Source organism: Terrimonas ginsenosidimutans (assembly GCF_022012415.1).
In the GTDB taxonomy this organism is placed as follows: domain Bacteria; phylum Bacteroidota; class Bacteroidia; order Chitinophagales; family Chitinophagaceae; genus Terrimonas_A; species Terrimonas_A ginsenosidimutans.
The window spans coordinates 132,862-159,584 of the sequence record NZ_JAKLTR010000009.1; the positions used below are offsets into that span (position 1 = coordinate 132,862).

At 46.7% G+C, this 26,723-nt stretch carries 22 protein-coding genes; 10 read left to right on the top strand and 12 right to left on the bottom strand.

Annotation, left to right across the window (positions count from 1 at the left end; genetic code table 11):
• Positions 1-4: 4 nt before the first annotated feature.
• Both LZZ85_RS14920 and LZZ85_RS14925 read left to right on the top strand, forming a co-directional pair.
• Entirely contained in the window at positions 5-580 is a 576-nt protein-coding gene (locus tag LZZ85_RS14920; protein WP_237873508.1) for an RNA polymerase sigma factor, read from the top strand.
• Positions 573-1,715 carry a S1C family serine protease gene (locus tag LZZ85_RS14925; protein WP_237873510.1) on the top strand — a complete coding sequence of 381 codons (1,143 nt, stop codon included), beginning with the start codon at positions 573-575 and terminating at the stop codon, positions 1,713-1,715. The genes LZZ85_RS14920 and LZZ85_RS14925 overlap by 8 nt, the downstream gene beginning before the upstream one ends.
• Positions 1,716-1,865: 150 nt before the next feature.
• Here LZZ85_RS14925 and LZZ85_RS14930 read toward each other — a convergent pair whose 3' ends face one another.
• The gene (locus LZZ85_RS14930; RefSeq protein ID WP_237873512.1) at positions 1,866-2,768 is read right to left on the bottom strand and encodes a nucleotidyltransferase family protein; all 903 of its coding nucleotides are present in this window, start codon (positions 2,766-2,768) and stop codon (positions 1,866-1,868) included.
• A gap of 60 nt (positions 2,769-2,828) precedes the next feature.
• Here LZZ85_RS14930 and LZZ85_RS14935 point away from each other — a divergent pair, with 60 nt between their 5' ends.
• Together LZZ85_RS14935 and LZZ85_RS14940 are read left to right on the top strand one after the other, a co-directional pair.
• Complete coding sequence (locus LZZ85_RS14935) at positions 2,829-3,719, top strand: 1-aminocyclopropane-1-carboxylate deaminase/D-cysteine desulfhydrase (RefSeq protein WP_237873514.1); 891 nt, start codon at positions 2,829-2,831, stop codon at positions 3,717-3,719.
• Between the two features lie 70 nt (positions 3,720-3,789).
• Positions 3,790-4,506 carry a hypothetical protein gene (locus LZZ85_RS14940; RefSeq protein WP_237873516.1) on the top strand — a complete coding sequence of 239 codons (717 nt, stop codon included), beginning with the start codon at positions 3,790-3,792 and terminating at the stop codon, positions 4,504-4,506.
• Between the two features lie 574 nt (positions 4,507-5,080).
• Here LZZ85_RS14940 and lipB read toward each other — a convergent pair.
• Positions 5,081-5,806, bottom strand: coding sequence for a lipoyl(octanoyl) transferase LipB (gene lipB, locus LZZ85_RS14945; protein WP_237873517.1), 726 nt, complete (start codon positions 5,804-5,806; stop codon positions 5,081-5,083).
• 60 nt (positions 5,807-5,866) lie between these two features.
• On the opposite strand from lipB, the gene LZZ85_RS14950 reads away from it, so the two are divergent.
• Complete coding sequence (locus LZZ85_RS14950) at positions 5,867-6,946, top strand: RluA family pseudouridine synthase (protein WP_237873518.1); 1,080 nt, start codon at positions 5,867-5,869, stop codon at positions 6,944-6,946.
• Positions 6,947-7,056: 110 nt separating this feature from the next.
• On the opposite strand, the gene LZZ85_RS14955 is transcribed toward LZZ85_RS14950, so the two are convergent.
• The 9 genes from LZZ85_RS14955 to LZZ85_RS14995 form a co-directional block, all read right to left on the bottom strand.
• Entirely contained in the window at positions 7,057-7,998 is a 942-nt protein-coding gene (locus LZZ85_RS14955) for a hypothetical protein (protein WP_237873520.1), read from the bottom strand.
• 45 nt (positions 7,999-8,043) lie between these two features.
• Positions 8,044-8,496: a hypothetical protein gene (locus LZZ85_RS14960; protein ID WP_237873521.1), complete on the bottom strand. Its 453-nt coding sequence runs from the start codon at positions 8,494-8,496 to the stop codon at positions 8,044-8,046.
• A 20-nt stretch (positions 8,497-8,516) separates the two neighbouring features.
• Positions 8,517-11,348 carry a beta strand repeat-containing protein gene (locus tag LZZ85_RS14965; RefSeq protein WP_237873524.1) on the bottom strand — a complete coding sequence of 944 codons (2,832 nt, stop codon included), beginning with the start codon at positions 11,346-11,348 and terminating at the stop codon, positions 8,517-8,519.
• 37 nt (positions 11,349-11,385) lie between these two features.
• The gene (locus LZZ85_RS14970) at positions 11,386-11,913 is read right to left on the bottom strand and encodes a T9SS type A sorting domain-containing protein (RefSeq protein ID WP_237873526.1); all 528 of its coding nucleotides are present in this window, start codon (positions 11,911-11,913) and stop codon (positions 11,386-11,388) included.
• A 360-nt stretch (positions 11,914-12,273) separates the two neighbouring features.
• Positions 12,274-12,849: a peptide deformylase gene (gene def / locus LZZ85_RS14975; RefSeq protein WP_237873529.1), complete on the bottom strand. Its 576-nt coding sequence runs from the start codon at positions 12,847-12,849 to the stop codon at positions 12,274-12,276.
• Between the two features lie 121 nt (positions 12,850-12,970).
• The gene (ruvX, locus tag LZZ85_RS14980) at positions 12,971-13,381 is read right to left on the bottom strand and encodes a Holliday junction resolvase RuvX (protein ID WP_237873531.1); all 411 of its coding nucleotides are present in this window, start codon (positions 13,379-13,381) and stop codon (positions 12,971-12,973) included.
• A 37-nt stretch (positions 13,382-13,418) separates the two neighbouring features.
• On the bottom strand, positions 13,419-14,381 hold the full coding sequence (locus LZZ85_RS14985; RefSeq protein ID WP_237873536.1) for a UbiA-like polyprenyltransferase: 963 nt from the start codon (positions 14,379-14,381) through the stop codon (positions 13,419-13,421).
• A 112-nt stretch (positions 14,382-14,493) separates the two neighbouring features.
• Entirely contained in the window at positions 14,494-16,479 is a 1,986-nt protein-coding gene (locus tag LZZ85_RS14990; RefSeq protein ID WP_237873539.1) for a T9SS type A sorting domain-containing protein, read from the bottom strand.
• A gap of 345 nt (positions 16,480-16,824) precedes the next feature.
• The gene (locus LZZ85_RS14995) at positions 16,825-17,355 is read right to left on the bottom strand and encodes an RNA methyltransferase (RefSeq protein WP_237873541.1); all 531 of its coding nucleotides are present in this window, start codon (positions 17,353-17,355) and stop codon (positions 16,825-16,827) included.
• Positions 17,356-17,426: 71 nt separating this feature from the next.
• On the opposite strand from LZZ85_RS14995, the gene mutS reads away from it, so the two are divergent.
• The 3 genes from mutS (at position 17,427) to LZZ85_RS15010 (ending at position 22,565) form a co-directional block, all read left to right on the top strand.
• A complete protein-coding gene (gene mutS / locus LZZ85_RS15000; RefSeq protein ID WP_237873542.1) occupies positions 17,427-20,054 on the top strand; it encodes a DNA mismatch repair protein MutS in 2,628 nt (875 codons plus the stop codon).
• A 226-nt stretch (positions 20,055-20,280) separates the two neighbouring features.
• On the top strand, positions 20,281-21,792 hold the full coding sequence (locus LZZ85_RS15005) for a T9SS type A sorting domain-containing protein (RefSeq protein ID WP_237873545.1): 1,512 nt from the start codon (positions 20,281-20,283) through the stop codon (positions 21,790-21,792).
• 188 nt (positions 21,793-21,980) lie between these two features.
• Positions 21,981-22,565 (top strand): CHRD domain-containing protein, encoded by a 585-nt coding sequence (locus LZZ85_RS15010; RefSeq protein WP_237873547.1) that lies wholly within the window; start codon positions 21,981-21,983, stop codon positions 22,563-22,565.
• Positions 22,566-22,622: 57 nt separating this feature from the next.
• Here LZZ85_RS15010 and LZZ85_RS15015 read toward each other — a convergent pair whose 3' ends face one another.
• Positions 22,623-23,006 carry an SET domain-containing protein gene (locus LZZ85_RS15015; RefSeq protein WP_237873549.1) on the bottom strand — a complete coding sequence of 128 codons (384 nt, stop codon included), beginning with the start codon at positions 23,004-23,006 and terminating at the stop codon, positions 22,623-22,625.
• 125 nt (positions 23,007-23,131) lie between these two features.
• On the opposite strand from LZZ85_RS15015, the gene mgtE reads away from it, so the two are divergent.
• On the top strand, positions 23,132-24,496 hold the full coding sequence (gene mgtE, locus LZZ85_RS15020) for a magnesium transporter (RefSeq protein WP_237873553.1): 1,365 nt from the start codon (positions 23,132-23,134) through the stop codon (positions 24,494-24,496).
• 363 nt (positions 24,497-24,859) lie between these two features.
• Positions 24,860-26,695, top strand: a complete 1,836-nt coding sequence (gene glmS, locus LZZ85_RS15025; protein ID WP_237873554.1) for a glutamine--fructose-6-phosphate transaminase (isomerizing) — start codon at positions 24,860-24,862, stop codon at positions 26,693-26,695.
• Positions 26,696-26,723: the final 28 nt, after the last annotated feature.

Consider the following 26,723-nt stretch of genomic DNA (forward strand, 5'->3'; position numbering starts at 1 on the left):
GATAGTGAAAGTAGAGTTTTCAGAAAAGGTTTTGCTCCAGGGACTGGCCCGTAACGATAAAAAGGCCGTTGAAGCGATCTATAAGGAGAATTATTCGACCATTCAATCCTTGATAATCAACAACAACGGTTCGGCTGATGACGCGAAAGACATATTTCAGGAAGCGATGATCGTTCTTTATGAAAAAGCCCGCTCAGGCAGCTTTGAATTGAATTGCCAGATCAAAACTTACCTGTATTCGGTATCCAGGCGACTGTGGCTCAAGCGATTACAGCAAAGCAGCCGTTATGGCGGAGATATAGGACACGCGGAATCCACCGTACCGGTGGAAGATGATGTGGAAGAGCATGCCCGCCGTGACCAGGAATTTGAAATGATGAATAAGGCGATCGGCAGCCTGGGAGAACCCTGCAAAAGCTTGCTTGAAGCGTTCTACCTGCAAAAAAAGAATATGCAGGAAATTGCAGGTAATTTTGGGTACACCAACGCCGAAAACGCCAAAACGCAGAAATATAAGTGCCTGGTCAGGCTTAAAAAGATATTTTTTACGCATTATAAAAACGGACAGCGTGATGAATGAGAACAACGATATAATGATACTTGATGCGGTTGAACGCTATATCCGAGGTGAGATGAACCCCGACGAAAGGCTGCATTTTGAAAACCTGCGGAAAACGAATAGTGAAGTAGACCAGCTGGTGGTTGAGCATACGCTTTTCCTTCAGCAAATGAACCGCTTTGGTGAATGGCAGAAATTCCAGAATACCCTGAACGAAGTTCATACAGACCTCGCACAGACAGGGAAGATCCATGCAGACAAGCTGAAAGGCAAGGCAAAACTCGTATACCTCTGGAACCGCTCCAAGCGGGTTACGGCTATTGCAGCCTCCATTGCCGGCATTACAGCCCTTGCGATGAGCGGCCTGATCTGGTCGATCTCTCCGAAAAATGACACCCAGAAGCTGCAGGCACTGAGCCGCGATCTTGATGAAGTGAAAATTGAGCAGCAGCATCAGAAATCAGTGGTGAATAACCTGCAGGACCAGATCATTACCACACCGGCTCCGGCTACAGACAAACCCGCTGCGCCCCAGGTATTCAAGTCGGGCGGTACCGGCTTTATCATTGATGGGAAAGGCCTCCTTGTGACAAATGCTCACGTGGTAAAGAATGCAAAGAACATTGCCGTACAGAACAGAAGCGGCGCGATTTTCAATGCAGTGCTTGTATATAGCGACGTGGAAAAGGATCTGGCCATCCTGAAGATCGAGGATCAGAACTTCAAACCAATGGCGGCACCACCGTATGCTTTCAGCAAATCTTCCACAGATCTCGCGGAACCAGTTTACACTCTTGGATATCCACGTGATGAGATCGTTTATGGCCAGGGCTACCTGAGTGCAAAAACCGGTTATAACGGAGACACGCTCAGTTGCCAGATCGCCATCGCGGCAAATCCGGGAAACAGCGGCGGACCCGTACTCAACCATGAAGGCGAAGTGATCGGTATCCTCAGCACACGCGAAGCCGAATCTGTAGGCGTGGTATTTGCCCTTCAGTCCAAGCATATCTACAAAGCCCTGAATGACATGAAGACGAAAGATTCTGCTTACTCCCGCGTAAAACTCAGTTCGAAATCTTCGATCTCTTATCTCGACAGAACATTGCAGGTCAAGAAAATTGAAGATTATGTTTTTATGGTAAAAGCGAATTAGAGACGTTGACCGTTGACCGTTGACCGGGCTCCGCATAACGAATCTGTATAATAGAAAAGAGGCCTTCTTAAACCAGAGGCCTCTTTTCTATTATTATTTAACGGAGCCCGAAGTTCGGCCAACGGCCATCGGTAATCTGCCATCGTAGCTTTACTCCACCGGCCACAACCTCTCCGGATACTCCCCTTTCCCGATCAACTCGTTCAAACTGTTCTCCACAAAGGGAGCGTCTTCCTTGTAGGTAACGCCGAACCAGGATGAGGTAGTTGGAATGATCTCCACCCGGCCGCCTTCCTTGATGAATTTGTCAGCGACGATCGGAATAAAGAATTCTGATTTCAGTTCCTGGCCAGCTTCCTGAAGGAATTCGCGGAACAGTTGCTGTGTATAGGAGAAGAAAGATGGATCAAAGCACCAGAAGTTCATGGAAACCCTTGTGTCAAGGCTGAGTTCTTTTGGCTCCAGGTTATCATCAACCAGGATCTGATCACCTTTTTTTGCAATATTGATCCGCTCAGTGATCGTAGCGAGGCTGCCCTGCGCATCCAGACCACAAACGCCACGGTTCACCGTACCATAGTCAGAAAGCGTTTTAAGCAGGTCATAACCGACGATCGCATAATTTTTAGGGGAACAGTCGTGCACCAGGAAGTCAGCTGCATTTTCGAACGCATTGTGGCCATAGAAATCATCAGCATTGATCACTGCGAATGGCTCATTCACCACATCCTTTGCGCACAATACCGCATGTGCAGTACCCCAGGGCTTCTTCCTTTCTTCTGGAAAAGTATATCCTTCGGTAAATGCTTCCATATCCTGGTAAGCATATTCGATAGCGATCTTTCCTTTCAACTTAGGTTCGAATATATTCTTGAAATCCTCGGCAAAATCACGACGGATGATAAAGACAACTTTTCCAAAACCAGAACGGATAGCGTCATAAATGGAATAATCCATGATCGTTTCACCACCAGGTCCAAAGCCTTGTATTTGTTTCATACTGCCATAGCGGGAAGCCATACCGGCAGCAAGGATAACTAATGTTGGTTGCATATACCTTTTTAATTTGCGGCGTAAATTAAAGTAAATTCGCCAAGGCTGGTAGTAATTTTTATGCTTAATTCATTGTCTCCTGATCATATAACGGTTGATGAAATAGCGGGAAGGTATCCTCCAGACATCCGCGTGTCTGTGCTCAGACTGGATAAATTACATCCTGTTATTTCCGGTAATAAGTGGTTCAAGCTCCGTTTTTATCTTGAAGAAGCCATCTCTCAGCAAAAAAAAGGATTGCTCACTTTCGGCGGCGCCTGGTCAAATCATATTGTCGCAACAGCCGCTGTTTGCCGCGAAAATGGTCTTCACTCGATTGGTATTATCCGTGGAGAAGAGCCTGCCGAATGGTCCCAGGCTTTGCTTGACGCAAAAAAAGAAGGAATGCAGCTGCATTTTATTTCACGCACGGATTATAAAGAGAAACATGTTCCGGGAGAGCTGAACATAAGCTCACGCGACTATATCCTGGTCCCTGAAGGCGGATACGGCGCGGCTGGAGTCAAAGGAGCAGCCACAATAGCCGCAATACCGGCGCAGATTTACTCCCACTATCTCTGCATGGCGGGAACAGGTACTATGACCGCCGGACTGATCAATGCCCTACCTGAGTCTTCAACAGTTATCAGCATCAGCGCTATGAAAAACAATCATTCACTGCAGGAGCAGATCTCCTTTCAACTGGCCCCTGTGCATGCGGACTGGACACTTTTGCATGATCATCATGAAGGCGGGTACGCGCGCTTTACCCCCTCACTTCTCCGGTTCATGAATGATTTTTATGCAGAAACAGGCATACCAACGGATTTTGTATACACGGCAAAGCTGTTCCGCGCAGTAGACGATCTCGTGAGCCGGTCATTCTTTCCTTCGGGCAGCAGGCTTCTTGTTATCCACAGTGGTGGATTACAAGGCAACCGATCACTGCCAAAAGGAACGTTAAACTTCTGATTTTTTACCTCTCTGCCCTATCTTTGTGACTTCTGAATAAGAATCCTTATCCTGATTCGTTCTAAGTACCATGCACAAACTGACCCTGCCTATTTTTATCCTTCTTACTGTTGCCTGCACACCGTTGCTGGCGCAAGACACCCTTCCCAGGTTTTCATTGAAAAACATTGGCAACAACCGTATCGTGATCGGTTGGGTGAATAAGTTTGAAAATATCAAGCAGATCAGTATCCAACGCTCGTTCGACAGCCTTTCCGGCTATAAGACTATTCTGACGGTAGCAGACCCCACTACCCCTGAAAACGGTTACGTAGATACAAAAGCAGCAAATGACCGCATGTTTTACCGCCTGTATATCATGCTCGATAAAGGCGTGTTTTTGTTCAGTGACGCCAAAAGGCCGGTGATAGACACGATGATCAGGAAAGACAGGCCGGGACGCCTGCAAAATGGCAACTTCACCATTCCCTCGATCGATGGATCAAATGGCCGCCCTCCTGTTGCCAATAACAGCGCTCCAAGAGTTGAATCATGGGTTCCTTCAAAATTCGTATACACCTTCAAAGACGGCTATATCAAGATCAATCTTCCCGAGGAAGGTAAAGCATATAACATCAAATTCTTTACGCTGACTGATGACGCACTGTTCGAATTAAAGAACATTAAAGAAAAAAGCTTTAAGCTGGATAAATCCACTTTCTACAGGTCAGGCTGGTATAAGTTTGAGCTTTATGAAGATGAAAAGCTCGTTGAGAAGAATAAGTTTTTCTTACCAAAAGAGTTCTAAAAAGGTACTAGTTCCGTCAGGCCTTCAAAACTTCCCGGATTATCTGGCGCGGAAGTCGCACCAGCAACGCTACGGTCAGTGAAAGTTATTGATTATTCAGTTACACGTTTCTTTGCGTTCCTTGCGGAGCTCTGCGTCCTTCGGGCTACTCCTACGCCTGGCTGCTTGAAGCAACCTCCCCCACATCCAAACGAAATGCCCTGATTCTTTCGTCTGAAAATCGCCCCCATACTACTCCTTTATCACAATTTCCTTATAGTCAGGATCATACAATCCGGGCCAAATCAAATCATTATTCAAATTAGTGAAAATCAATAACTTACATCAGACCACCTGCTACGTACCTACTACTTACCTACTATTTACCTACTACTTACCTACTACTTACCTACTATTTACCTATTACTTACCTACTGAAGACCTACTACATACCTACTACCCACCTACCAGGGTCATACTGTGGTTATAGCAGGCCCCTACCGGTCCTATAACCCATCCCTACAGCATCTCTGCACTATCTGTACTGCCGCTTTACTGTCGACATACTGACATCTTACAATATGGTCTGCTTTGATCAACCAGTTAATTCAGCGTCGAAAACTTTAGCGAAATTCCGTTTAACCCTTTCCTTCACCTCTTCAAAATCCACCGGATGCCCCAATTCCTTTTCGATTGAAGTGACCTGCTTATCCCTGATCCCGCAGGGAATGATGTTTTCAAAATAAGCGAGGTCTGTATTCACATTAAGGGCAAATCCATGCATCGTCACCCAACGGCTGCTGCGGACACCAATGGCACAGATCTTTCGCTCCATGCCTTTTTTATCGGCATCGATCCATACACCTGTTTCGCCTTCGGAACGTCCTGACACGATCCCGTATTCCGCCAGTGTAAGAATGATCGCTTCTTCGATATTGCGGAGATAGCGGCCTATATCCGTGAAAAATTTTTCAAGATCCAGGATCGGGTATCCTACCAATTGCTGCGGGCCATGAAAAGTAATATCTCCTCCACGATTGATCTTGAAGAAGTCGATCCCCCTCCTGCCCATCTCCTCTTCACTCAACAAAACATTGGCGATATCGCCGCTTTTGCCGAGTGTGTAAACAGGAGGATGCTCGACAAAAAGAAGATAGTGACGCGTTTGCAATAATACCTCCCCCTCGCTTTCCCCCGAATCCGCAAGGTTTCGCAAAGCGGCCTTTATTCCTACAGATTCCTGCAAAAGGGCCTCCTGGTAGTCCCAGGCTTCCTTGTATCTCATTTGTGCAAGATCCCTGAATTCAATTTTTTGCTTCATAACGAACCTGCAATTTACCAAGAATTTTTCATCCGTTACCTTTGCACAAAATCACGAATAATGCAGGATGGATCTTTACCATATGAAGAAGGAGATTTGCCGGAGATCAGTGAAACCAGCGAAGAGCTTTATGAACGGTTCAATTTTAAGACCGATAAGGGCCAGGAACCGTTAAGGATCGATAAGTACCTGATGAACAGGATCGAAGGTGCAACGCGAAATAAATTACAGCAGGCCATCAATAACGGGCTGATCTTAGTGAATGGCAAAGAAGTGCGTCCTAACCACAAAATAAAGGCACTGGACGAGATCGTGGTCTTTTCGGACATGAGCCCTGAAGACACCGATGTTGTTCCCGAAAACATCCCGCTGAACATCGTATATGAGGACGCGGACCTCATGGTGATCAACAAACCTGCCGGCATGGTGGTTCATCCCGGCAGCGGTAACTATACAGGTACTTTACTGAACGGCATCGCCTGGTACCTGCAACAGCAGCAACCGGACATTTCCGAAGAATCCCTTCCACGCTTTGGACTGGTTCACCGCATCGATAAGAACACCAGCGGCTTACTCGTGCTTGCAAAGAATGACAAAGCAATGCGCCACCTGGCAAAACAATTCTTTGACCATACCACCAAACGGCAATACACCGCATTGGTCTGGGGAGATATGCCCGAAGACAGGGGGACGATCGTTGCGCATGTTGGACGACATTTACGCTTCCGTAAATTATTTGAAGCCTATCCCGAAGGCGATCATGGCAAAGAAGCTATTACACACTATGAAGTGATGGAGCGCTTCAATTACGTTACGCTGGTGAGATGTATTCTTGAAACAGGACGCACTCACCAGATCAGGGTCCACATGAAACACCTGGGGCATCCGCTTTTCAGCGATGACTTCTACGGTGGCGACCGGATCGTTAAAGGGACCGTTTACGCAAAATACAAGCAGTTTGTGGACAACTGTTTTGCCATCTGCCCAAGGCAGGCACTTCATGCAAAAACACTTGGATTTGTTCACCCGACGACAGGCGAAGAAATGCATTTCGATACAGATCTCCCCCCGGACATTGACCAGGTAATTGAAAAATGGAGAAAATATGTGAGTGCGATCGGGAACAGGATGGAGAGCTAAAAGACAGATGACTGACAACGGACCGCAGGCAATAATTTCAAGAGGTAATTCTTCCTGGACTGTGAAGATATAGCCTTAACAAATGACCCGTCTGCCGTCCGCTGTCTCTCTTATTCAGTCTTAAAATCAAATAATGTTGCCGCAAAAACCCCTCTTTCCCTCTTTTTGAATACGACATCCCAATTACCCCTGTAACGCAAAGTCTTTGGAACAAGATACCCGTTGAATTTGGTCATCTCCACTTCCATTTCCACATCAAAATCGTAAACACCGGCATCATAACTCATTTTGTAATTGCGGGCCATTACTTCCATTGTCTTTGCATCAAACCAGGTGGTCATATTGTCGATCACGATCTTGTTTCTTTTACCGCCAAGATCTTCCCGGGCTTTTACAATAAATAAGTAAGCCTGTTTCCCTTCATAGTCTACCTGGTCGATCGAAAAGTCATATAACTCCGCCACATCCGGATCAAAGATGTTGATCTTATCTCCGATGAAAGGTATGCCGGGTATTTTCTTTCCGGGATTGAAGAACAGCATCTTCAGCTGTTCCTTATGTTTGTCAGTACCGCTTTTTCCTTTTGCTGAAAAGTTAGTTCCTGCGACGATATTATTCTCCCCGCAGATCTTTCCATTTGTAAAAAACAACCCGGCGTAGAGTTCCGCTGTGTAATAGTTGAAGTTTTGTTTGCTATCGTAAAAATCGCCCTGCGTTGTCTCTGATAATGTCTCCATAGTGCGGCATCCGTAGGCTCTTGTCTGGACAGTTTTGCTTTGCATACCAGCTTTACCGTTTCCTTTCTTATCAAGGATCCGGATATCATTCAATGAAGTGAAACCAAGGACGTGAAGGTTTTTGAACGCCTTGTAGAAAGTTGTATCGTTCTTCACACGATCCATGAACTTAGGAACGTTCACGTCTGTGCGGACAATTACTTCGGATAGGTTTATCATTTTAGCCAGCCTTTCATTATCCAGCGAATCTTTATCCTGCGCAAAACAGGAAATGGATAAAAGAAAAAAGGCCAGGCAGAGTTTTACACTTTGCATGGCCTGCAATTTACGCCTAGTCTACTTACCAAAAAAGGAAGCGCGTTATTGTTGGTCTTTTTTAACAGGTAAACGCTTGAGCTCATTTGCGGGAACAGCCTTGGCCGGCACGGCAGACTCTTCAGACACATTCCCCTGAGAGGGAATGTTGAACGCGGGAGCCGCCGTTGCCTTTTGGCCTGATGGTTCTGCCTGCGAAGCAGCCCTATCGCTGGCAAGCTTTTGATTAGCCGAACGGGCTGCCGATGGAGCCGGGGCGGCCGCTCCTCCTGTCAGGACTTTTCCATACTTACCATTTTTGATTTCTTCCACCATGGAGACATGAGGCTGAACCTGGGCAGGCGAAGACGATTGAGCCGATGCATACTGCAACCCGGGCACTTTGTTATTTTTATACTGCTGGCCGATGCTTTCACCAGTTCTGTTTTTTTCCGTGTTCTGTGCATTTATCTCCAGCACAGCAACAAGTGACAGTGTGAGGATCAGGTATTTTTTCATACTTCTTTTTTTCAGATTAGTTATTTGACACTTACCAGTACTTTAATTTTTTCAATAGCAGACCCGTTGTAGTCCTGCAATGCTTTACCGATCACCTGACCTACTTTTACTTTATCCGGATCAGCTTTCATGGCAACGCCTGCCTGCGAGGAAGTGACCAGCATATCTCCTCTTTTGATCGCGCCGCCTTCCATACAAACTTTCGTCGGGATCACTCCGATCACACCCATTGGCACTTTGTCTGACAGATCCGTATCGATCTGTTCTTCTGTCAGCAGTACACCTGGCTTTGTCGCGTATACACCTGCTACCAGTGTTGAATAAGGTTCACCGGATTTCTCTACTGCACGGTCTTTATCTGTTGAGATGACCAGTACATCACCAGCTTCATAAGACCGGGCATCGCCATTCACATCAAAAACTTCCGCCACATCCGCTCCGTTGTTTTGTGTACCGCCATTAAAGAAACCACGGCCTGCGGCATTGATGCGCGCCACGTTTGCGGGGCTGGTTCCAGATCTGAGAAGCAACAGGTTTCCTGTACTTCTTGTTTCTACTGTAACAACAGGATTAATATTTGCTGCATTATAATTTACAAAGCGTCCTGCACGGCCATTGCTGAAATTCGGCGTCCATGCATAAAGAGCACTTCCTGTACCGTCCGCCGTCGTTTCGACACCGTCTCCGAGTTTATCCGCGTTGGCAGTTATACCGTTACCATTTCCCTCTGCAATGGCAAGAAGCGCCGGGCCATTACCTGCAGGATTTGAGGAATGAAATAAACCCGCGAATCCGCCGGTACCTGAAGAAATACCGTATACACCCGCTGTGCCGAAATTGGCGAACATTGAATTCACTTCACCTTTTACCGCAGCTGAGGTTCCCTGCGTACGGTCTACTTTGAAATTGCCTGCGATACCATTACCGACGGTTGTGACAGTTATCACATCGCTTGTATTGCTTGTATTAAAAATATTAAACTTCCCTGCGCGTCCTGTCGCGAATGTAGGCACCCATGCATAAAGTGCATTACCGGCTCCATCGATATTTGCTTCGATGGCATTACCATTTTTGCCGGCATTCGCGGTTACCGCGTTACCATTACCGTCTGTGACCGCTACCAGTGCAGATCCATTACCAGTTGGATTCGATGCATGGAACAAGCCGCCAAAGCCACCCGTACCAGATGAAACTCCGAAGATCCCGGCTGCTCCAAAGTTGCCGAAAATAGTTTTCACTTCTCCTCTTACGGCAGCAGCCACACTTTGTGTATTATTTACCAGGAATGAAGCCGCATGTCCTTTCGTCTGATCAGGAATATTACCATTTCCGTTTGTTTCAACCTCCAACGTGCTGCGCACATTATTGCTTTGGTTGAAATTTTCAAATCGTCCGGCGCTTCCGGTGCTGCTATTGGCGCCAACCTGTCCAAGCACTCCAATTCCCGAGCCCGCCGTGCTTGTCGAAATAAAACCTCTTACTCCGTATCCACCTCCATCATTACGACCAACAACTGCGCCCGCAATGTCACTGGTAGTACGCCCAACAACTGCCTCACCTGCACCTGTATTATCTCCTACAATTCCAGCACTGGTTTGCTCACTGCTTACCCCCTGCACGCCAAAGCCGGCACCTGTTGCAGAGAATACTCCAACACCATTACCGGAAGACGAAACATTGATCACTCTTCCATTTCCGAGTGTGTTGGCGTTTACCACATTGTTATTATTAGCATTATTGAATACAGAAAAACTGGCTGGAATGCCGTTATTACTCACAGCTGTCAAACCCGTACCGGAATTACTATTGGCATATACGCCTGTACCACTTCCTGACGCATTTCCATAAACACCAAGACCATTTGGCGTAACCCCATAGACACCCCATCCGCTTCCTGCCTGGGAACCCCATACTCCGATGCCCAGTCCACCTGTTCCATTATTGATGCCGCGAACCGCAGTAGAGAATCCTCCCGGAGCCGTACTGTTCACAAGCCCTCTTACAGCTGCGATACTGGAGGTGGTGGTGTTATTGACACCTTCGATAGAAGTCCCATCACCCTCATTTGTAATCGAAAAAAGAGTTCCGGCGTTATTCTCTGTTGTTATAAACGGGATAGTAAAACCACCGCCGCCGCCGCTTATTGTAGAAGGGGCCCAGTCTGTTCCATTAAAGCGTAATACCTGGCCATTTGCTGGCGCGGTACTGCTCACAGCCCTTCCCTGCAATGCACGCACTACGGGACCGGGATAGTTGCCCGAAAGATCGCCGCTGGCAGGCGCATTACTGATCGAACCTGCAGGGCCTTGCGGACCGGCAGGGCCAGCGGGACCGGCTGCACCCGTTGCTCCCGCCGCACCTGCGGGACCAGCCGGTCCGGCTGGGCCTGCTGCACCAGTTGCACCAACAGGCCCAGCTGGTCCGGCTGGCCCTGCCGGACCTGGAAGGTTATTCGCAGCGTATAATGCGAAGGGAACAGAAGCCAGTTGTGTTGTCCCAATGTTGATGTATGTTGTTCCTCCTTCAGGATCGATCTCAACCTGGATGTACTTCGCTCCATTTCCCCAGCTCACGCCGGCGATCGTACCCGTGCTGGCGCGGGCACCCGGGCTACCCACCTGCACATTGAATAACCCGAATGGGTTAGTCGTTACTTCACGTGTTTCCGAATACACAATAGGACCTGTGGCCGTATTGTTACGGATATTCAATCGCAGCGCGATCGTTTTATTCTGAATAACATTTCCAACTGAATTACGTGCAACACCCTGGTAATTGAAAATACCGGGAGCCTGCGCCAGTACCAGTTGTGCAGTTAGTATCATACCCAACAGGGCAAGAAGCTTTTTCATGTTCTTGAAGTATTTAATTGAGAGGTAGAGTTGTTTATTATTTTCCAAGTTTCATCACCTTGAATCCGCTGTAGCGTTTCTTGTCATTCTGCAGTTCCGCGATCACATAGTAAAGCCCGGGAGGATGATTGGTCAGATCAAATTGTTCAATGCTGCAACAGCCATTGTAGTTATAGCTGCGCCTGTCAAGCACTTTCCCTGTGGCATCCACAAGACGCAGATACATTTTACCGGACTCCCTGATAAAGAAGTTCAGTTCGAACTTTCCTGTTGTAGGGTTGGGAAACAAACTATAATCACCGCTTTCAAAAGAAGATGATCCAGCCCCGGCAACCTTCTCCGTACAGGGCTGCAATACCCCCTGTGTAACGGTGAACGCACTGTCCGGCGTTGAAAAAGAATAGATCAGCAGCATGTCGCCGAAGCTCCATTCAAAGCGATAATAAGAACCGGGGTTATCATATGTACCACCGGCAGTGTTCACCGTAGATGGTGCAACACTTTGGGCAAAGGAGTAGCTGATGGCGCATAGTATGGCCATTGCTGAGAGTAAACTTCTTCTCATAAGCAATAAGTTTTCTGTAATTGTTTTTTGCTACTCGATCAGTCCGGAGAAATGACTAAGGGGTGGTGTAAGAAGCAAAGCTATCGGAGATAGAGGTGTGGAACAATACCTCGTTTGTGGGATTTTGGATTCGTTGACCGTTGACCGTTGACCGTTGACCGTTGACCGTTGACCGTTGACCGTTGACCGTTGACCGTTGACCGTTGACCGTGTACAAATTAAAAGGGTGGGGCTATCGTTTATCAACGATAGCCCCACCCTTTTAATTTGTACACGAAGATCAAATTTATTCCACCTCACTTGAATTCCGGACAACGGACAACGGACAACGGTCAACGGTCAACGGACAACGATCAACGATCAAGGAAACATCATCTTATAATCCACATTCACTTTGCCCTTAGAAATATCATTCAGTTTGCCCTTCATGAGTTTTCTTTTCAGCGGAGAGATATGATCAATGAATAGTTTGCCTTCTATATGATCGTATTCGTGGAGGATCACGCGGGCAGTGATGCCGTTGAATGTTTTTTCCTGCTCCTGAAAATTTTCGTCCACGTATTTGAGTGTGACTGATTCGTTGCGATAGATATCCTCGCGGATCTTCGGAATGCTGAGACAGCCTTCGTTATACGCCCATTCTTCACCTTCCAGTACCACTATATGGGCATTGATGAAAACGCCTTTGAAACCGGGTTCGTCAGGGAATTCACCTTTTTCATCTTCTTCCATATTGGCAAACATCTGTTCTGTATCGACAACGAATAAGCGGATGGCGCGGTTGATCTGCGGAGCAGCAAGACCAACGCCGCTGCTGCCATACATCGTTTCCCACATATCGGCGATCAGCTTTTCGAGGTTTGGGTAATCGGGTGCTATATCTACGGCTTCTTTCCTCAAAACCGGGTGGCCGTATGCTACAATTGGTAGAATCATTTTATTAATTACATTAAAAGAAGGGGCAAAGTTAAGCCATCCCGGGGAAAGAGAAGACAGCAGGAAAACCCGAACGCCGTGTCTGCCAAAGATTTATGATTGATTACCAATCATGAAATTTCTAAAGCGACCGCATATACTCCTGCAGCATGATGGTGGCAGCGATCTCATCCACCAGCGCCTTATTGCGGCGCTGCATCTTTTTCAGGCCCATTTCGAGCATCGCATCCTTGGCCATTTTGGAAGTGAAGCGCTCGTCCACCTTTTTGATCGGCATGGCAGGGAAATTCTTCTGGAGCTCCTTGATGAACTTTTCCACGAGAGGTGTGGCATGCGTATCGCTGTCATCCCAGTTCTTTGGCTCACCGATGATGATCAGCTCAACAGGTTCTTTGGAAAAATAATCTTTGAGAAAAGGAATAGCCTGTTTGGATTCAATAGTAGTAAGACCGGTTGCGATGATCTGTAACGGGTCTGTAACAGCGAGGCCGGTTCTTTTGAGGCCGTAGTCTATGGAGAGTATGCGGGGCATTGTTAAGTCAAAAGTAAAAAGTAAAAATTCAAAATGGTTATTGCATTAATGACCGCCAATGAAAAAACAGGTCTGCGATCACGAAGACAGCAAATACCACTGAAGCAATTCCGTTTGCTGTCATGAACGCCAGGTTCACGCGGCGAAGATCATTGGGCTTTACCACAGAATGCTGATAGACGAGCATCCCGGCGAAGACGGCAACACCTATCCAATAGAGCCATCCAAAATTTCCAAACCACCCTGCAAAGATCACGAAGAATGCGCTTAGTACATGTAAGATCTCCGATACACGCAGTGCTTTTGATTTTCCTAACCACGATGGAATGGAATACAAAGAATGCGATTTATCAAACTCTTCATCCTGCAATGCATAGATGATGTCAAATCCACTTACCCAACAGATCACTGCGAAAGAAAAAAGTAATGGCAATAAATGAAACTCTCCTGTAACAGCAAGGAATGCGCCTATCGGAGCCAGGGAAAGACCAATGCCAAGGATCAGGTGACATAAAGGAGTAAACCGTTTGGTAAAACTATACCCCAGCACCACAAGCAACGCGACAGGAGCTAAGGCAAAGCAAAGCGTATTTATAAAATATGTACACACAAGGAATAAAACACAGTTCAGGATCGTAAAAAGCAGTACGCTGTTTGCTTTAAGAATTCCTGCCGGTATTTCCCTGATCGCCGTTCGTGGATTAAGTGCATCAAACTGACGATCGAGGTAACGATTAAAAGCCATTGCTGCACTGCGGGCAAAAACCATACATCCGATCACAAGGAGAAACTTCACCGCTATATATTCCCATCCTACGCTTGTATCTACCGGAGTATTGTCCGGCTTCCAGCCAATGGTTTGGTTCAGGTTCCATTGGCCAACTCCGAACCCTACTTCAAAAGAAAAAATTGCGAGAAAAAAACCGATCAATGCAAACGGCATTGCAAAGATCGTGTGCGAGAATTTTATTAAGCTGAGGTACTTTTTTGCGGTGGACATCCCGCAAAGATAAGTCAATTGAAGAATTTGCTGTTCCGCCAATAAAAAGGCGCCCTCTGTAAGGAGGACGCCATCGAACTTACTAAACCAGTCTGTTCAGATCAAACAATATCTACTGTTTGATGAATTGTTTGACATATTTCTTGCCCCCCTCTTGTATCACCAGCATATAGCTTCCTCCCGGAAGCCCGCGAAGGTCAACGCTTCTTCTTAGCCTGCCAGCCTCTTTTGCAAGTGAGAATTGTTTTGCAGTTTTCCCAGCCAGGTCAACAACGGAAACTGAGAATGAACCCTTATAGGTCGTATTCAACTCAAAGAATAGCTCTTGTCCCGCCGGATTAGGATAGACAGAAAGATTCAATCCGCCATCTTCAGCGTTGCGCGAAATGTTCGGCTTAACAACAGCAGGCACACGCTGCCCGCGCGCACTGGAAACAGTCTCGACGATCCGGAATCCGTTGAGATAAGTAAATGAATTTATTTTGCCGATAGACACAACAATATTACCCGAACCGTCCGCCGTTAACCCGGTAAATGCAGCTGCATGTGTAGTGTTATAGTAGGTATTTACCGTATCACTGAGACCTCCAATAGTGAAGATCGTCGGATTACCATCGGTCCTTCGGCTTGCATATAATTCAATACTGTATTCTTTTGAGGATGACAAACCCGACAAAGTCAGGGTTCTGTTCGCTGATGAGTAGCTTGTATACCGAAGCACATCAGCAGGAGCCATCGTTGCTCCGGCGCCATATCCGCTGTAATTATCGTTGATACCATTGCTGTAACTCAGCGTTGCATATACAGTAGAAGCTGTAGTGTCTGAATAATTGAACAACCCGGAAACCTTGTCTGAACCATTGCTGAACGTCCAGTCATTCCACTCCCCATGCGAATAAGGATTGGTAACGTAGATGTTTACATTGATGAATTTCGGCGCATTGCTTACCGGTGGCAGTACGGTAATAAACACTGTATCTTTTGCGGTTGCACTGCAATTGTCAGTAACCGTCAGCTCGAAAGCATAATCTCCAGCCTGAAGACCGTTCAGTTTGGTAATAGCCGAGTCGGGACGGGCAATGGTTGCAGTTCCGCCACTTATTTTTGTCCATTGATAAGAAACGATCGATCCATCTGAATCAGTGCCGCTGCCTGAGAGTTGTAAAGAATCAAGGGGAAGAGTAATAGTATCATTTAATCCGGCATTGGCCAAAGGAGCGATATTTGAACCGCATGCACCAATCAAAGTATCTCCCTGACGCAGCATCCACTGATAAACGTTTTGCCCTCCGGCAATGGGAGTTGAAAGATAACCTGTGGGGCTGGCAAGGGGTTTCCTCCAGTTCACATTTGGATTTGACAGCGTCCAGTTGTTTTGCGCAGGATCCATGAAGTCGTTAAAATTGGAATGCCCGCCAGAACCAAAAGTTGTCCAGAGAAAGAACGCGGATCCTGCTACCCTGTTATTCATTGTATCCACGATCCTTCTTGTATTCCGGGTATCATTTATCTGCTCGAACCCAAGAAATTTTGTGTTGTACCTGGCTACCCAATCACCAAACTTATCAGGAAAAGGTAATGAAGAATGATAAGTATCCGTTGGATTTTGCCCCTGTATATCCACAAAACTTCTGAAAAGACTGAGGTAAGAGTAATCGTTTGCAGCAGGCTTATATGTTGCCAGCTGGCCAAGAGTCCAAACGCCCTGGCTCAACGCCATGATGTGCAGTGAATTTCTTTTTATTTTGAAATTGGCCAGAATACTGTCGATTGCAGGCTTCAATACCCAGGGACGGGTATTATTAAAAGGCTGTAACATTGTTATCAGTATGGGGTAGTGCGTGCCATTACCAAGCGCCACCGAACCATCCCAGCCATTTTGAAGCCAGTAATGCGGACCGTATACAGTTAGGTTAGCGGGATCCATTCCCACTTCGCCCTGACCCGGCATAAAAAAAATCGCTTGTGCACTATCTGCCGATGGATCGTGTGTTATACGAACCACAACACCAGCAATAGTATCATTGAACGTAACCCGCTGCGCATGCAGATACAGTCCCAAGAACAGGGATAATACAAATAAAAGTTTCCTTTTCATATTATGGTTTATTGGTTAAAATGGATAATACAGAAATGAGGATATCACACGATCGGTGACTTGAGAAGAAAGCGAACATGATAGATAAGGTTTAGAAGAAAAAGGTAGCAAAAAGACTATAGCATGAAGAAACAACCTGATTAATTCTTGATTAATCTCACTATAAAATTTAAGAAGCAATTGCAAACACGTAATATCAGTAAGATATAACTCTTAAAAAAAATACCGTTCTTCCGTCCTTCGGATAGGAAATAAACCGGGGCGGGAAGAACGGTAAGCAATATTCTGCTGGATTGTAAACCGCAGTGTCGGGGCAGGCGGCTCATGGCAGAAACGACCGTCAGGTCATTTTCCCCGGCGTCTCACCAGTTCCCATAATACCACGCCCGCCGCCGTCGCAATATTCAGCGAGTGCTTCATCCCAAACTGCGGGATCTCCAGCACGTGATCGCATAAATGAATGGTGGTTTGCTCCACTCCCGTCACTTCATTGCCGAAAACCACCGCGATCTTTTCGTCGGGAGCCGGGGAAAGATCCTGAAGTTTGATACTTCCTTCGGCCTGTTCAACGGCATAAATGGTGTAACCATCGCGCTTCAGCTCCTCAATAGCCTCGGCCGATGTGGAAAAATGCTTCCAGGCGACGGTCTCTTCCGCGCCCAAAGCCGTTTTTTTGATCTCCTTGTGCGGAGGTTTTGCCGAATATCCAATGATGAAAATACCTTCCACCAAAAAGGCATCCGAGGTACGGAACACACTCCCAACATTATACGCACTGCGGATATTTTCCAATACTACCATCACCGGCGTTTTATCTGACTGCCGGAATTCTTCGACCGATTTCCGGCCCAACTCATCCATACTCAATTTTCGCATGGCGCAAAAGTAATTCACACCCGCTATAATACCGTTCAACCGGGCAGCAAAAGCCTTTATATTTGTCGCCCATGGCGAAGAGCAAAACAGAGGAGACCCCGATGATGCAACAGCACCGGGCGATCAAACAGAAATACCCGGATGCCGTTCTACTGTTCCGTGTCGGCGATTTTTATGAGACATTTGGTCAGGATGCTGTAATAGCCTCACAAGTGCTCGGCATTACGCTTACCAAACGGAATAACGGTGCGGCCTCCTCCCTCGAACTGGCAGGTTTCCCTCACCATTCGATCGACACTTACCTGCACAAGCTGGTAAAAGCCGGCTATCGTGTGGCTGTATGCGATCAGCTCGAAGATCCCAAAACAGCAAAAGGTGTCGTCAAAAGAGGAGTCACCGAAATGGTTACGCCCGGAACAGCACTGAATGATAAACTGCTCGAACATCACAGCAATAACTTTCTCGCAGGCATTCACTTTTCTGACGATGACCAGTACGGCCTTGCCTTCCTCGATATCTCAACCGGTGAGTTCTTTATCGCCGAAGGCGATCGGGAATACGCCGATAAACTCCTCCAAAGCTTCAAACCTGCCGAAGTCGTTTTTCAACGCCAGCGTCAGAAAACGTTCAAAGAATATTTCGGCGGCAGAATGTATACCTACACGCTCGACGAATGGATCTTTGATGCCGTCTATGCGGAAGACACACTACTAAAACACTTCCAGACACACTCGCTGAAAGGTTTTGGTGTGGAAGAAATGAAGAAAGGACTGATCGCTGCTGGCTCCATCATCCATTACCTGAAAGATACCGAACACCCGAACCTGCAACATATCACCTCTCTGCAGCGCATCGATCGGGATGATTTTCTGTGGATGGACCGGTTTACGATCCGCAACCTGGAACTGGTATATGGATCGTCCGAAGGTGATCACACGCTGCTCAGCGTTCTTGACAATACTGTTTCCCCAATGGGAGCACGCCTGCTGAAAAGATGGATCGTGTTTCCGCTGAAAGATATGGCAAAGATCAATGAACGGCTGGACCTGGTCGAATGGCTGATCAAAGAAACCGATACACGCAATAAACTGTCACAGGCAGTTAAACTTTGCGGTGATATTGAGCGCCTCGTGGCAAAGATCCCGACCAAGCGCATCAATCCGCGCGAGGTGCTCCAACTCGCGCGGGGGCTGAAACAGGTCGATATCATCAAACAACTTTGCTCAGGCACAGATAATGAATATCTCAAGCGACTGGGTGATGCATTGAACCCCTGTCCATACATTGCTGAAAAGATCTTCAAAGAGATCATCGATAATCCGCCTGCGCTTGCTTCAAAAGGAGGCATGATCAACAGCGGAGTGGAAGCCGGGCTGGATGAACTCCGTGCGATCTCGCACAGCGGCAAAGAATATCTTACCAAACTTCAACAGAAGGAAGCAGAGATCACAGGTATCAGCTCACTGAAGATCGGATTCAATAACGTGTTCGGTTACTACCTGGAAGTAACCAACTCGCATAAGAATAAAGTTCCTGAGTCATGGATGCGTAAGCAAACACTGGCGAATGCGGAACGATACATCACGCCGGAATTGAAAGAGTATGAAGAAAAGATCACCGGTGCAGAAGAAAAGATACTCGCCACAGAGCTTCGTATATATGATGCATTGCTGAATGAGCTGTTTGACTACCTTTCCCCTGTTCAAACCAACGGCAATATCCTTGCCGTGATTGATTGTTTATCCTGCTTCGCACAGAATGCGCTCTACTTCCAGTACAAAAAACCACAACTGCATGACGGCATGGAGTGGATCGTGAAGGAAGGACGCCATCCGGTCATCGAACGTCATCTGCCTGTAGGGGAAACCTATATCCACAATGACCTCGAACTGAATAAATCGGAACAGCAGATCATTATCCTGACAGGGCCGAACATGAGTGGTAAATCTGCTTTGCTCCGGCAAACGGCATTGATCACACTCATGGCGCATATCGGATCGTTTGTGCCGGCAACAGAAGCAAGGATTTCGCTGACCGATAAGATCTTTACGCGTGTTGGCGCATCAGACAACCTGAGTGGTGGTGAATCCACCTTTATGGTTGAAATGAATGAAACCGCAAGTATCATCAACAATATCACTCCCCGGAGCTTGATACTGCTTGATGAGATCGGAAGAGGAACGTCAACATATGACGGGATCTCTATCGCCTGGAGTATTGCGGAACACTTACATAATACGCCTCATCAGCCAAAGACGCTTTTCGCAACGCACTATCATGAGTTGAACGAACTGGAAATAAAACTCGAACGTGTAAGGAACTACCATATCACGAATAAAGAGATCGGCAATAAAATAATTTTCCTCCGCAAACTTGCGCCGGGAGGAAGTACTCACAGCTTTGGTATACACGTGGCCAGAATGGCCGGCATGCCGCCATCGCTGATCGACAGGGCGAATGAGATCCTGAAACATCTTGAGTCCAAACACGTGGATGATGATGATCAGCCTGCCGCACAAGATCAAACAAAGGAAAAAGTAAAGTCACTCTCCGCTCCAAAATTCCAGTTATCCATCTTTGACGCCCATTCCCAGACATTCGGGGATATCAGGAGCCTGTTGGGCGCAATTGACATTAACCGGCTGACGCCTGTTGAAGCACTATTAAAACTCCAGGAAATAAAAGATATGCTTAAATAAGCCCGAATTCTGGTTTGATAAAGATTACTATTGACCGCATGAGATCATTCTTATGCGGTTTTTTGCGGCTGAATCATTGACAATTATCAAAACTTCATTGTTTTTCCCGGATTTATCGGGTACCCTTTTTCCTGATAATCACAGCGTTAACAATAAACCCCTATTTTTAATAAGCAATAACCCTTAGTTTGTTTCGTTTATTGAGGTGACAAGAAACCATCATCTCATGAAACCAACTCTACCTGCTTTATTTCTCGGCCTCATTCTGCCATTTTTTTCCATTGCACAACCCTGTACGCCCCAGGGAACTGAGTCCGTTTATGGAACAAACAATGTTTGGATCGGATATGTGTATGACAACATGGACCTCACGAACTACAGAGGTTATGTAACGGAGGGTACAACCACAGATCCATCCTTTGATCAATCATTTGGCGGCAGCGACGTCAACTATTCCACAAATGGCTGCCCGGTATTCACATCCACCTTTAGTGTCCGCTATCGTCTCCAAAAAACTTTCGCCAGCGGTGCCTATACCTTCCTCGTAGGAGGAGATGATGGTTACAGGCTCAGTATCGATGGTGGCGCCACATGGATCATTGACCGTTGGTTTGATCAGGGATTCGCTTCCTATTCGGTCAGTGTTCCTTTGAACGGAACCTATAACCTGGTACTGGAGTATTATGAGAACGGTGGAGGCAACCGCGTGTCCTTCCAGGTTACACAAGATTGCAGCGGCACTGAAAACACATCGGTGTCTGGATCAAATAACGTCTGGAATGGCTATGTGTATTCCGGTAATAATTTTACCACTTACAAAGGCATGGTACATGAAGGCAGCACCTCTTCACCTAATTTCGATCAGAGTTTTGGTGGCACCAACGTTCTTTACCCTACCAGTTCGTGTAGCGTGCTGACAGAATACTTTAGTGTCAGATACCGCCTGAGCAAAAATTTCGCAAACGGGCAATACCGGTTTATTGTGGGAGCTGATGACGGATACAGGCTCAGCCTTGATGGAGGTTCAACCTGGGTGATCGACAACTGGAATGCCCATTCCTATACATCGACGACCTATACAACAAGCCTGTCCGGTATACGCAACCTGGTACTGGAATATTTTGAGAATGCATCCGATAACCGGGTGAGTTTCTCCCTTCAAACGATGATCCTTCTTCCGGTAAACCTGATCTCATTCACAGGGCAGGGCAGAAACAGCGCAGCAGATCTTAAATGGAAGATCACCCGTGACAGTGATCCCGCCTGGTTCGATATCCAGCGCAGTACAGACGCACTCAGCTTTACAACGGTCAACCGCCTGCCAGGTCAGGCCGCCACGATAGGCAGTAATGAGATCAACTATCAATACACCGACGCGTTGCCTAAAGCAGACAACTATTACTATCGTTTGAAAATGACAGATAATGCCGGAGTGATCTCCTATTCATCTGTTATATCCGTAACAACAACCACATCTGGCCCAGTCACCACAAAAGTATTCCCTACCATTGTTGAGAATAATGCGCTCTATATCCAAAGTGGAAAAAAACTGGCGAAAGCTTCCTGTTCCATTTTTGACCTGAATGGCCGGTTGATCACCAGGCAAAGTCAGGGCACTATGGAAGCCGGTCAGCCGGTAAACATATTTGCCACCACCCGGCTCCCAAGAGGCACTTATATTCTGAAACTTAAAGATGGCGATGAAGATATCAGCCAGCACCGTTTCATCATCTTATAAGATTAACTGTTTTTGCTACCATAGTCCACCAGTCACCAGGGGGAAAGAGTGATCTTTCCCCTTATCTTTTATCCAGGTGCCGGCAAACGTTTATCCTTTTTTTGGGCATCACAAAACATCCCCGATCTCCTTTTTCTCTTTTTTCTCTTTAACCTCTTAGTCTTATATTTACTATAAATCACGCAACCATGAAATTGTTCAGACTTACTGCTTTGGGTTTTCTTTCGTTTGCCCTGTTCATGGGCCTTTCATCCTGCGAAAAAGAATCAGAAAAGAAAAAAGTAAACTTTTACACGAAGAGTGATATCAGCGGAACCGGTGCTCAGATCGCACCAAATCCCAGTCCGTCTACAGGTCTCGCAAAGCTCTCTGTGAGCTATGATAAACGAACCAAAGTACTTAACTATACGATCAGCTGGAGCGGTCTTTCCGATAGTGTGATCGCGGTAAGGCTGAATGGTCCCGCGCCGATCGGATACAGTGCACTCAGAAATCCGTTCACCGTCGCAACCGGTGATTCCACCAGCTTTAATACAACACCTTATATTGTGTTGCAACAGACGACCGGAACAGCTCCGAGAGCTCTTCTGCCATCGACCGGTACTTTTACCGCCACGTTCCCCATCGATGAAGTAACAGCAACAGAGCTTAACCTGTTGAACCAATACTATTACGTAACACTGCATACAAAAACCACACTCCCTGTCCCGGGAGCAGCCCGTTTCTTCTTCCGTTGGTTTGGAGAAGTAAGAGCGCAGGTTGTATTCCAGTAACAGTTATCATTTACAAAAAAAGCGTTTGTACAATTTGTATAAACGCTTTTTTTATGCTCAGGCTGTCTGGAACCAGACCGGTTTGGCATCGTCCCAATCGCCATTATAATTTATACAAAGCTCTTCGCCCGCTTTTATCGCCCGCACTGTGCGGATCCCGATCAATGCATGATCAAAATCCATCTCATATTCGCAGTTGGAAGCTGCGGAATGATTGTATAAAGGAACATAACCGAGCGCCATGCAGCACTCCTGCTGATCATGCCCCCATTCGAAAATATAATCGTGCAGTAATGTTCGATCAAGGTGTTTCCGGTCATCACCACTCATTACAATTACAGGCGACACCTCGATCAGGGTGCCGGCATCGATATCTTCTGAACTGAATACTCCGCGGCCACTGGCACCCGCATCAGATATATAGAGAAAAGGAAGGATCATCAAAAAAATAAACTTTTCGCGAAAATCGCATATTTCTTAACACTGAGGAAAGATTGATAGCTAGTTCTGACCGTCGTACTTCGTATTTTTGGGACATGACTGAGGAACTCAATCAACTACCCTCAATGCTCGAACAGTTTGAGGCCGTTATTCTTACAGAAGATAAACTTCAGATCAGGGATTTCCTGAACGACCAGAATATCAGTGATGTGGCTGACCTGGTCTATGAATTTCCGGACTTTGAAGGGCAGATCATTGCGAACATGTCTGTACACCGCGCTGCCAGCGTATTCAAGATCCTTGAGTTCCCCACACAGAAACGGATCATACAGATCCTTCCCCCCAATACTGTCGCCTCACTGCTGAATGAACTTCCCGCAGATGACCGTACGGACTTCCTGGAAGAACTGCCAAGCAATGCCGTTCGTGAACTGATCAAACTCATGGACCCCGAGGAGAGAAAGATCACCCTTTCGCTGCTGGGTTATCCAGAGAACAGTATTGGGCGGCTGATGACACCGGACTATGTTTATGTTTACCCGGAAAATACCATTGAAGAAGTATTCTCTACGATCCGTAAATACGGGAAGGATAGTGAGACCATCAATGTGATCTATGTCATCAATGATAAAGGCGAATTACTGGATGATATCCGCATCCGCGATTTCATATTGAACCCTCCGGATAAAACGGTCCGCGAACTGATGGACGAACGTGTAACTTCCCTGAATGCGTATGATGACCAGGAAAGCGCCAGTGAGGTATTCAAAATGAATAACCGGGTCGCATTGCCGGTAGTAAGTAATAGCAATAAACTATTGGGCATAGTCACCATCGATGATATTCTCTGGGTGGCCAGTGAAGAGTTTAGCGAAGACATACAGAAGATCGGTGGTACGGAGGCGCTGGATCAGCCTTATCTTGAGATGCCGATCATGCGGCTGTTCAAAAAAAGGGTTGTATGGCTGATCATTTTATTTCTTGGAGAATTGCTGACCGCCACCGCCATGGCCTATTTTGAAGACGAGATCGCCAAAGCGGTGGTCCTGGCCTTGTTCATCCCACTGATCATCTCAAGTGGTGGTAACAGCGGCTCTCAGGCTTCAACGCTGATCATTCAGGCAATGGCCGTGGGCGAGATCACTATTTCCGATTGGTGGCGGGTCATGAAAAGAGAGATCATTTCCGGCCTCCTTCTGGGTACCGTGCTAGGCATCTTCGGTTTTCTGAGAATATTCCTCTGGCATTCCTTTGCCCCCGATATTTACGGAGAACACTGGATGGGGATCGGCATCACTGTTGGTATCACACTTCTTGGTGTCGTCCTGTGGGGAACGCTTTCAGGAAGTATGCTTCCCATGGCACTGAAGAAGCTTGGCGCTGACCCTGCTGTTTCTTCTGCGCCGTTTGTAGCGACGCTGGTGGATGTCACAGGCCTGATCATTTACTTTTCCGTTGCATACCTGATCCTGAGCGGAAGTCTGCTGTAAAGCAGTAATATCGTTTTATAAAATATCTTTCGCTCAGTTAACTAATGGTGTAAACAGCCTGCACCACCAGTACAACAGGAGTAGCTGGGTCTGTATGCCGCAGAACTTCGCTGATTCGCCTTTTTTAAGGAATGTTGCTGAAGCCCAGATTACTTTCGTTGTCTTGCTGAAAGCAAGTAGAAGCAGATTTAGATCTCCATCGGAAAGCGCAAGGCCCCGCTGGGAGTCAAAAAAAGAGATTGCCGCAGCCGGCAATTCCCAACTTACAACTCATTAGAATTCAATCCCCAATTTGGGCGTGTGCCCGCAATTTTCGAAATTCGCAATGACGGCCATTTTAAATACCTTAAAAGAATAAACCTTATGTGTGGAATTGTTGGCTATACCGGACCCAGGCAAGCTTATCCGATCATTATCAAAGGCTTGAAAAGACTGGAATATCGTGGATATGACAGTACAGGCGTTGCATTACAGAATAACAATCTAAAAGTATATAAAAAAAAGGGCAAGGTTGCCGATCTCGAAGAAGCGATCGTCGGCCAGGATCTTAATGCCCATGCCGGCATCGGTCATACCCGCTGGGCCACACACGGTGAGCCAAGCGACCGGAACGCGCACCCTCACCAATCTGCAAGCGGTAATCTCGCAATGATCCACAATGGCATTATTGAGAATTATGCGCAACTGAAAAATGAACTCATCAAAAAAGGGTATCAATTCAAAAGCGATACGGATACGGAAGTACTGCTGAATTTCATCGAAGAGATCAAGATCAATAATAATTGCTCGCTGGAAGAAGCTGTGCGGATCGCGCTTAAACGCGTTGTGGGGGCATATGTGATCCTGTTGCTTGATAAAGATGATCCGCAGACCATCATCGCTGCGCGGAAAGGAAGCCCGCTGGTGATCGGTATTGGTAAAGGCGAACATTTTCTTGGCTCAGACGCCTCTCCCATGCTTGAGTATACAAAAGAAGTGGTGTATGTCAACGATTATGAGCTGGCGATCATCCGACCTGATGAACTGATCCTGAAAAATCTGGGTAATGAAAAGATCACTCCTTATGTACAGAAGCTCGACCTGGAATTGGCTGCGATTGAAAAAGGAGGTTACGAGCATTTCATGCTGAAGGAAATATTTGAACAGCCTCAAACCATTTATGATTGTCTTCGCGGAAGGCTTGATGCAAACGCAGGCACGATCACCATGGCTGGTATACAGCAATATGCTGATCAACTGATCAAAGCAAACCGGATCGTGATGATCGCGTGCGGAACCAGCTGGCATGCCGGATTAGTAGCCGAATACATTTTCGAAGAACTATGCCGGATCAATGTTGAAGTCGAATATGCTTCTGAATTCCGCTATCGTAATCCCGTGATCAACGAAGGTGATGTGATCATTGCCATCTCACAAAGCGGGGAAACAGCTGATACGCTCGTTGCCATTGAAACCGCAAAAGCGAAAGGCGCGATCATTCTCGGCGTAGTGAATGTGGTTGGTTCATCGATCGCGCGCGCCTCCCATGGTGGCGCTTACACGCATGCCGGACCAGAGATCGGAGTGGCCAGCACCAAAGCATTTACCGCACAATTGGCTGTGTTAACAATGATGGCGTTAAAGATCGCACACATAAAAGGATCCATTTCTGAAGAACGATACAGGCTGCTATTGAAAGAAATGGAAGAAGTGCCGGAAAAAGTGGCGATCGCATTGAAACAAAACGACCATATCAAACAGCTGGCAGATAAATATAAGGACGCCCGCGACTTCCTCTACCTCGGCAGAGGATATAATTTCCCTGTTGCACTCGAAGGGGCACTCAAATTGAAAGAGATCTCTTACATACATGCAGAAGGGTATCCCGCAGCAGAAATGAAACACGGTCCTATCGCCCTCGTTGATGAGAACCTGCCAGTAGTGTTTGTTGCAACCAAAGATGCATATCATGAAAAAGTTGTGAGTAACATGCAGGAGATCAAAGCGAGGAAAGGGAAAGTGATCTCAGTGATCACAGAAGGCGATACAACATCAACAGAACTTTCGCTGGACACCATGGTGATACCTGAAACTGACGAGATCCTTGCGCCAATGATCAATGTTGTTCCGCTTCAATTACTGGCTTACTACATTGGCGTGGCCAAAGGCCTCGATGTAGATAAACCGCGTAACCTTGCTAAGTCGGTCACTGTAGAATAAGCCTTTGCCCTAACGATACACGATCCCG

Bases quoted from the DNA above. Each gene is read 5' to 3' on its own strand.
- LZZ85_RS14925 (WP_237873510.1), top strand. From the start codon at position 573: ATGAATGAGAACAACGATATAATGATACTTGATGCGGTTGAACGCTAT.
- LZZ85_RS14930 (WP_237873512.1), bottom strand. From the start codon at position 2,768: ATGCAACCAACATTAGTTATCCTTGCTGCCGGTATGGCTTCCCGCTAT.
- LZZ85_RS14935 (WP_237873514.1), top strand. From the start codon at position 2,829: ATGCTTAATTCATTGTCTCCTGATCATATAACGGTTGATGAAATAGCG.
- LZZ85_RS14940 (WP_237873516.1), top strand. From the start codon at position 3,790: ATGCACAAACTGACCCTGCCTATTTTTATCCTTCTTACTGTTGCCTGC.
- lipB (WP_237873517.1), bottom strand. From the start codon at position 5,806: ATGAAGCAAAAAATTGAATTCAGGGATCTTGCACAAATGAGATACAAG.
- LZZ85_RS14950 (WP_237873518.1), top strand. From the start codon at position 5,867: ATGCAGGATGGATCTTTACCATATGAAGAAGGAGATTTGCCGGAGATC.
- LZZ85_RS14955 (WP_237873520.1), bottom strand. From the start codon at position 7,998: ATGCAAAGTGTAAAACTCTGCCTGGCCTTTTTTCTTTTATCCATTTCC.
- LZZ85_RS14960 (WP_237873521.1), bottom strand. From the start codon at position 8,496: ATGAAAAAATACCTGATCCTCACACTGTCACTTGTTGCTGTGCTGGAG.
- LZZ85_RS14965 (WP_237873524.1), bottom strand. From the start codon at position 11,348: ATGAAAAAGCTTCTTGCCCTGTTGGGTATGATACTAACTGCACAACTG.
- LZZ85_RS14970 (WP_237873526.1), bottom strand. From the start codon at position 11,913: ATGAGAAGAAGTTTACTCTCAGCAATGGCCATACTATGCGCCATCAGC.
- def (WP_237873529.1), bottom strand. From the start codon at position 12,849: ATGATTCTACCAATTGTAGCATACGGCCACCCGGTTTTGAGGAAAGAA.
- ruvX (WP_237873531.1), bottom strand. From the start codon at position 13,381: ATGCCCCGCATACTCTCCATAGACTACGGCCTCAAAAGAACCGGCCTC.
- LZZ85_RS14985 (WP_237873536.1), bottom strand. From the start codon at position 14,381: ATGTCCACCGCAAAAAAGTACCTCAGCTTAATAAAATTCTCGCACACG.
- LZZ85_RS14990 (WP_237873539.1), bottom strand. From the start codon at position 16,479: ATGAAAAGGAAACTTTTATTTGTATTATCCCTGTTCTTGGGACTGTAT.
- LZZ85_RS14995 (WP_237873541.1), bottom strand. From the start codon at position 17,355: ATGCGAAAATTGAGTATGGATGAGTTGGGCCGGAAATCGGTCGAAGAA.
- mutS (WP_237873542.1), top strand. From the start codon at position 17,427: ATGGCGAAGAGCAAAACAGAGGAGACCCCGATGATGCAACAGCACCGG.
- LZZ85_RS15005 (WP_237873545.1), top strand. From the start codon at position 20,281: ATGAAACCAACTCTACCTGCTTTATTTCTCGGCCTCATTCTGCCATTT.
- LZZ85_RS15010 (WP_237873547.1), top strand. From the start codon at position 21,981: ATGAAATTGTTCAGACTTACTGCTTTGGGTTTTCTTTCGTTTGCCCTG.
- LZZ85_RS15015 (WP_237873549.1), bottom strand. From the start codon at position 23,006: ATGATCCTTCCTTTTCTCTATATATCTGATGCGGGTGCCAGTGGCCGC.
- mgtE (WP_237873553.1), top strand. From the start codon at position 23,132: ATGCTCGAACAGTTTGAGGCCGTTATTCTTACAGAAGATAAACTTCAG.
- glmS (WP_237873554.1), top strand. From the start codon at position 24,860: ATGTGTGGAATTGTTGGCTATACCGGACCCAGGCAAGCTTATCCGATC.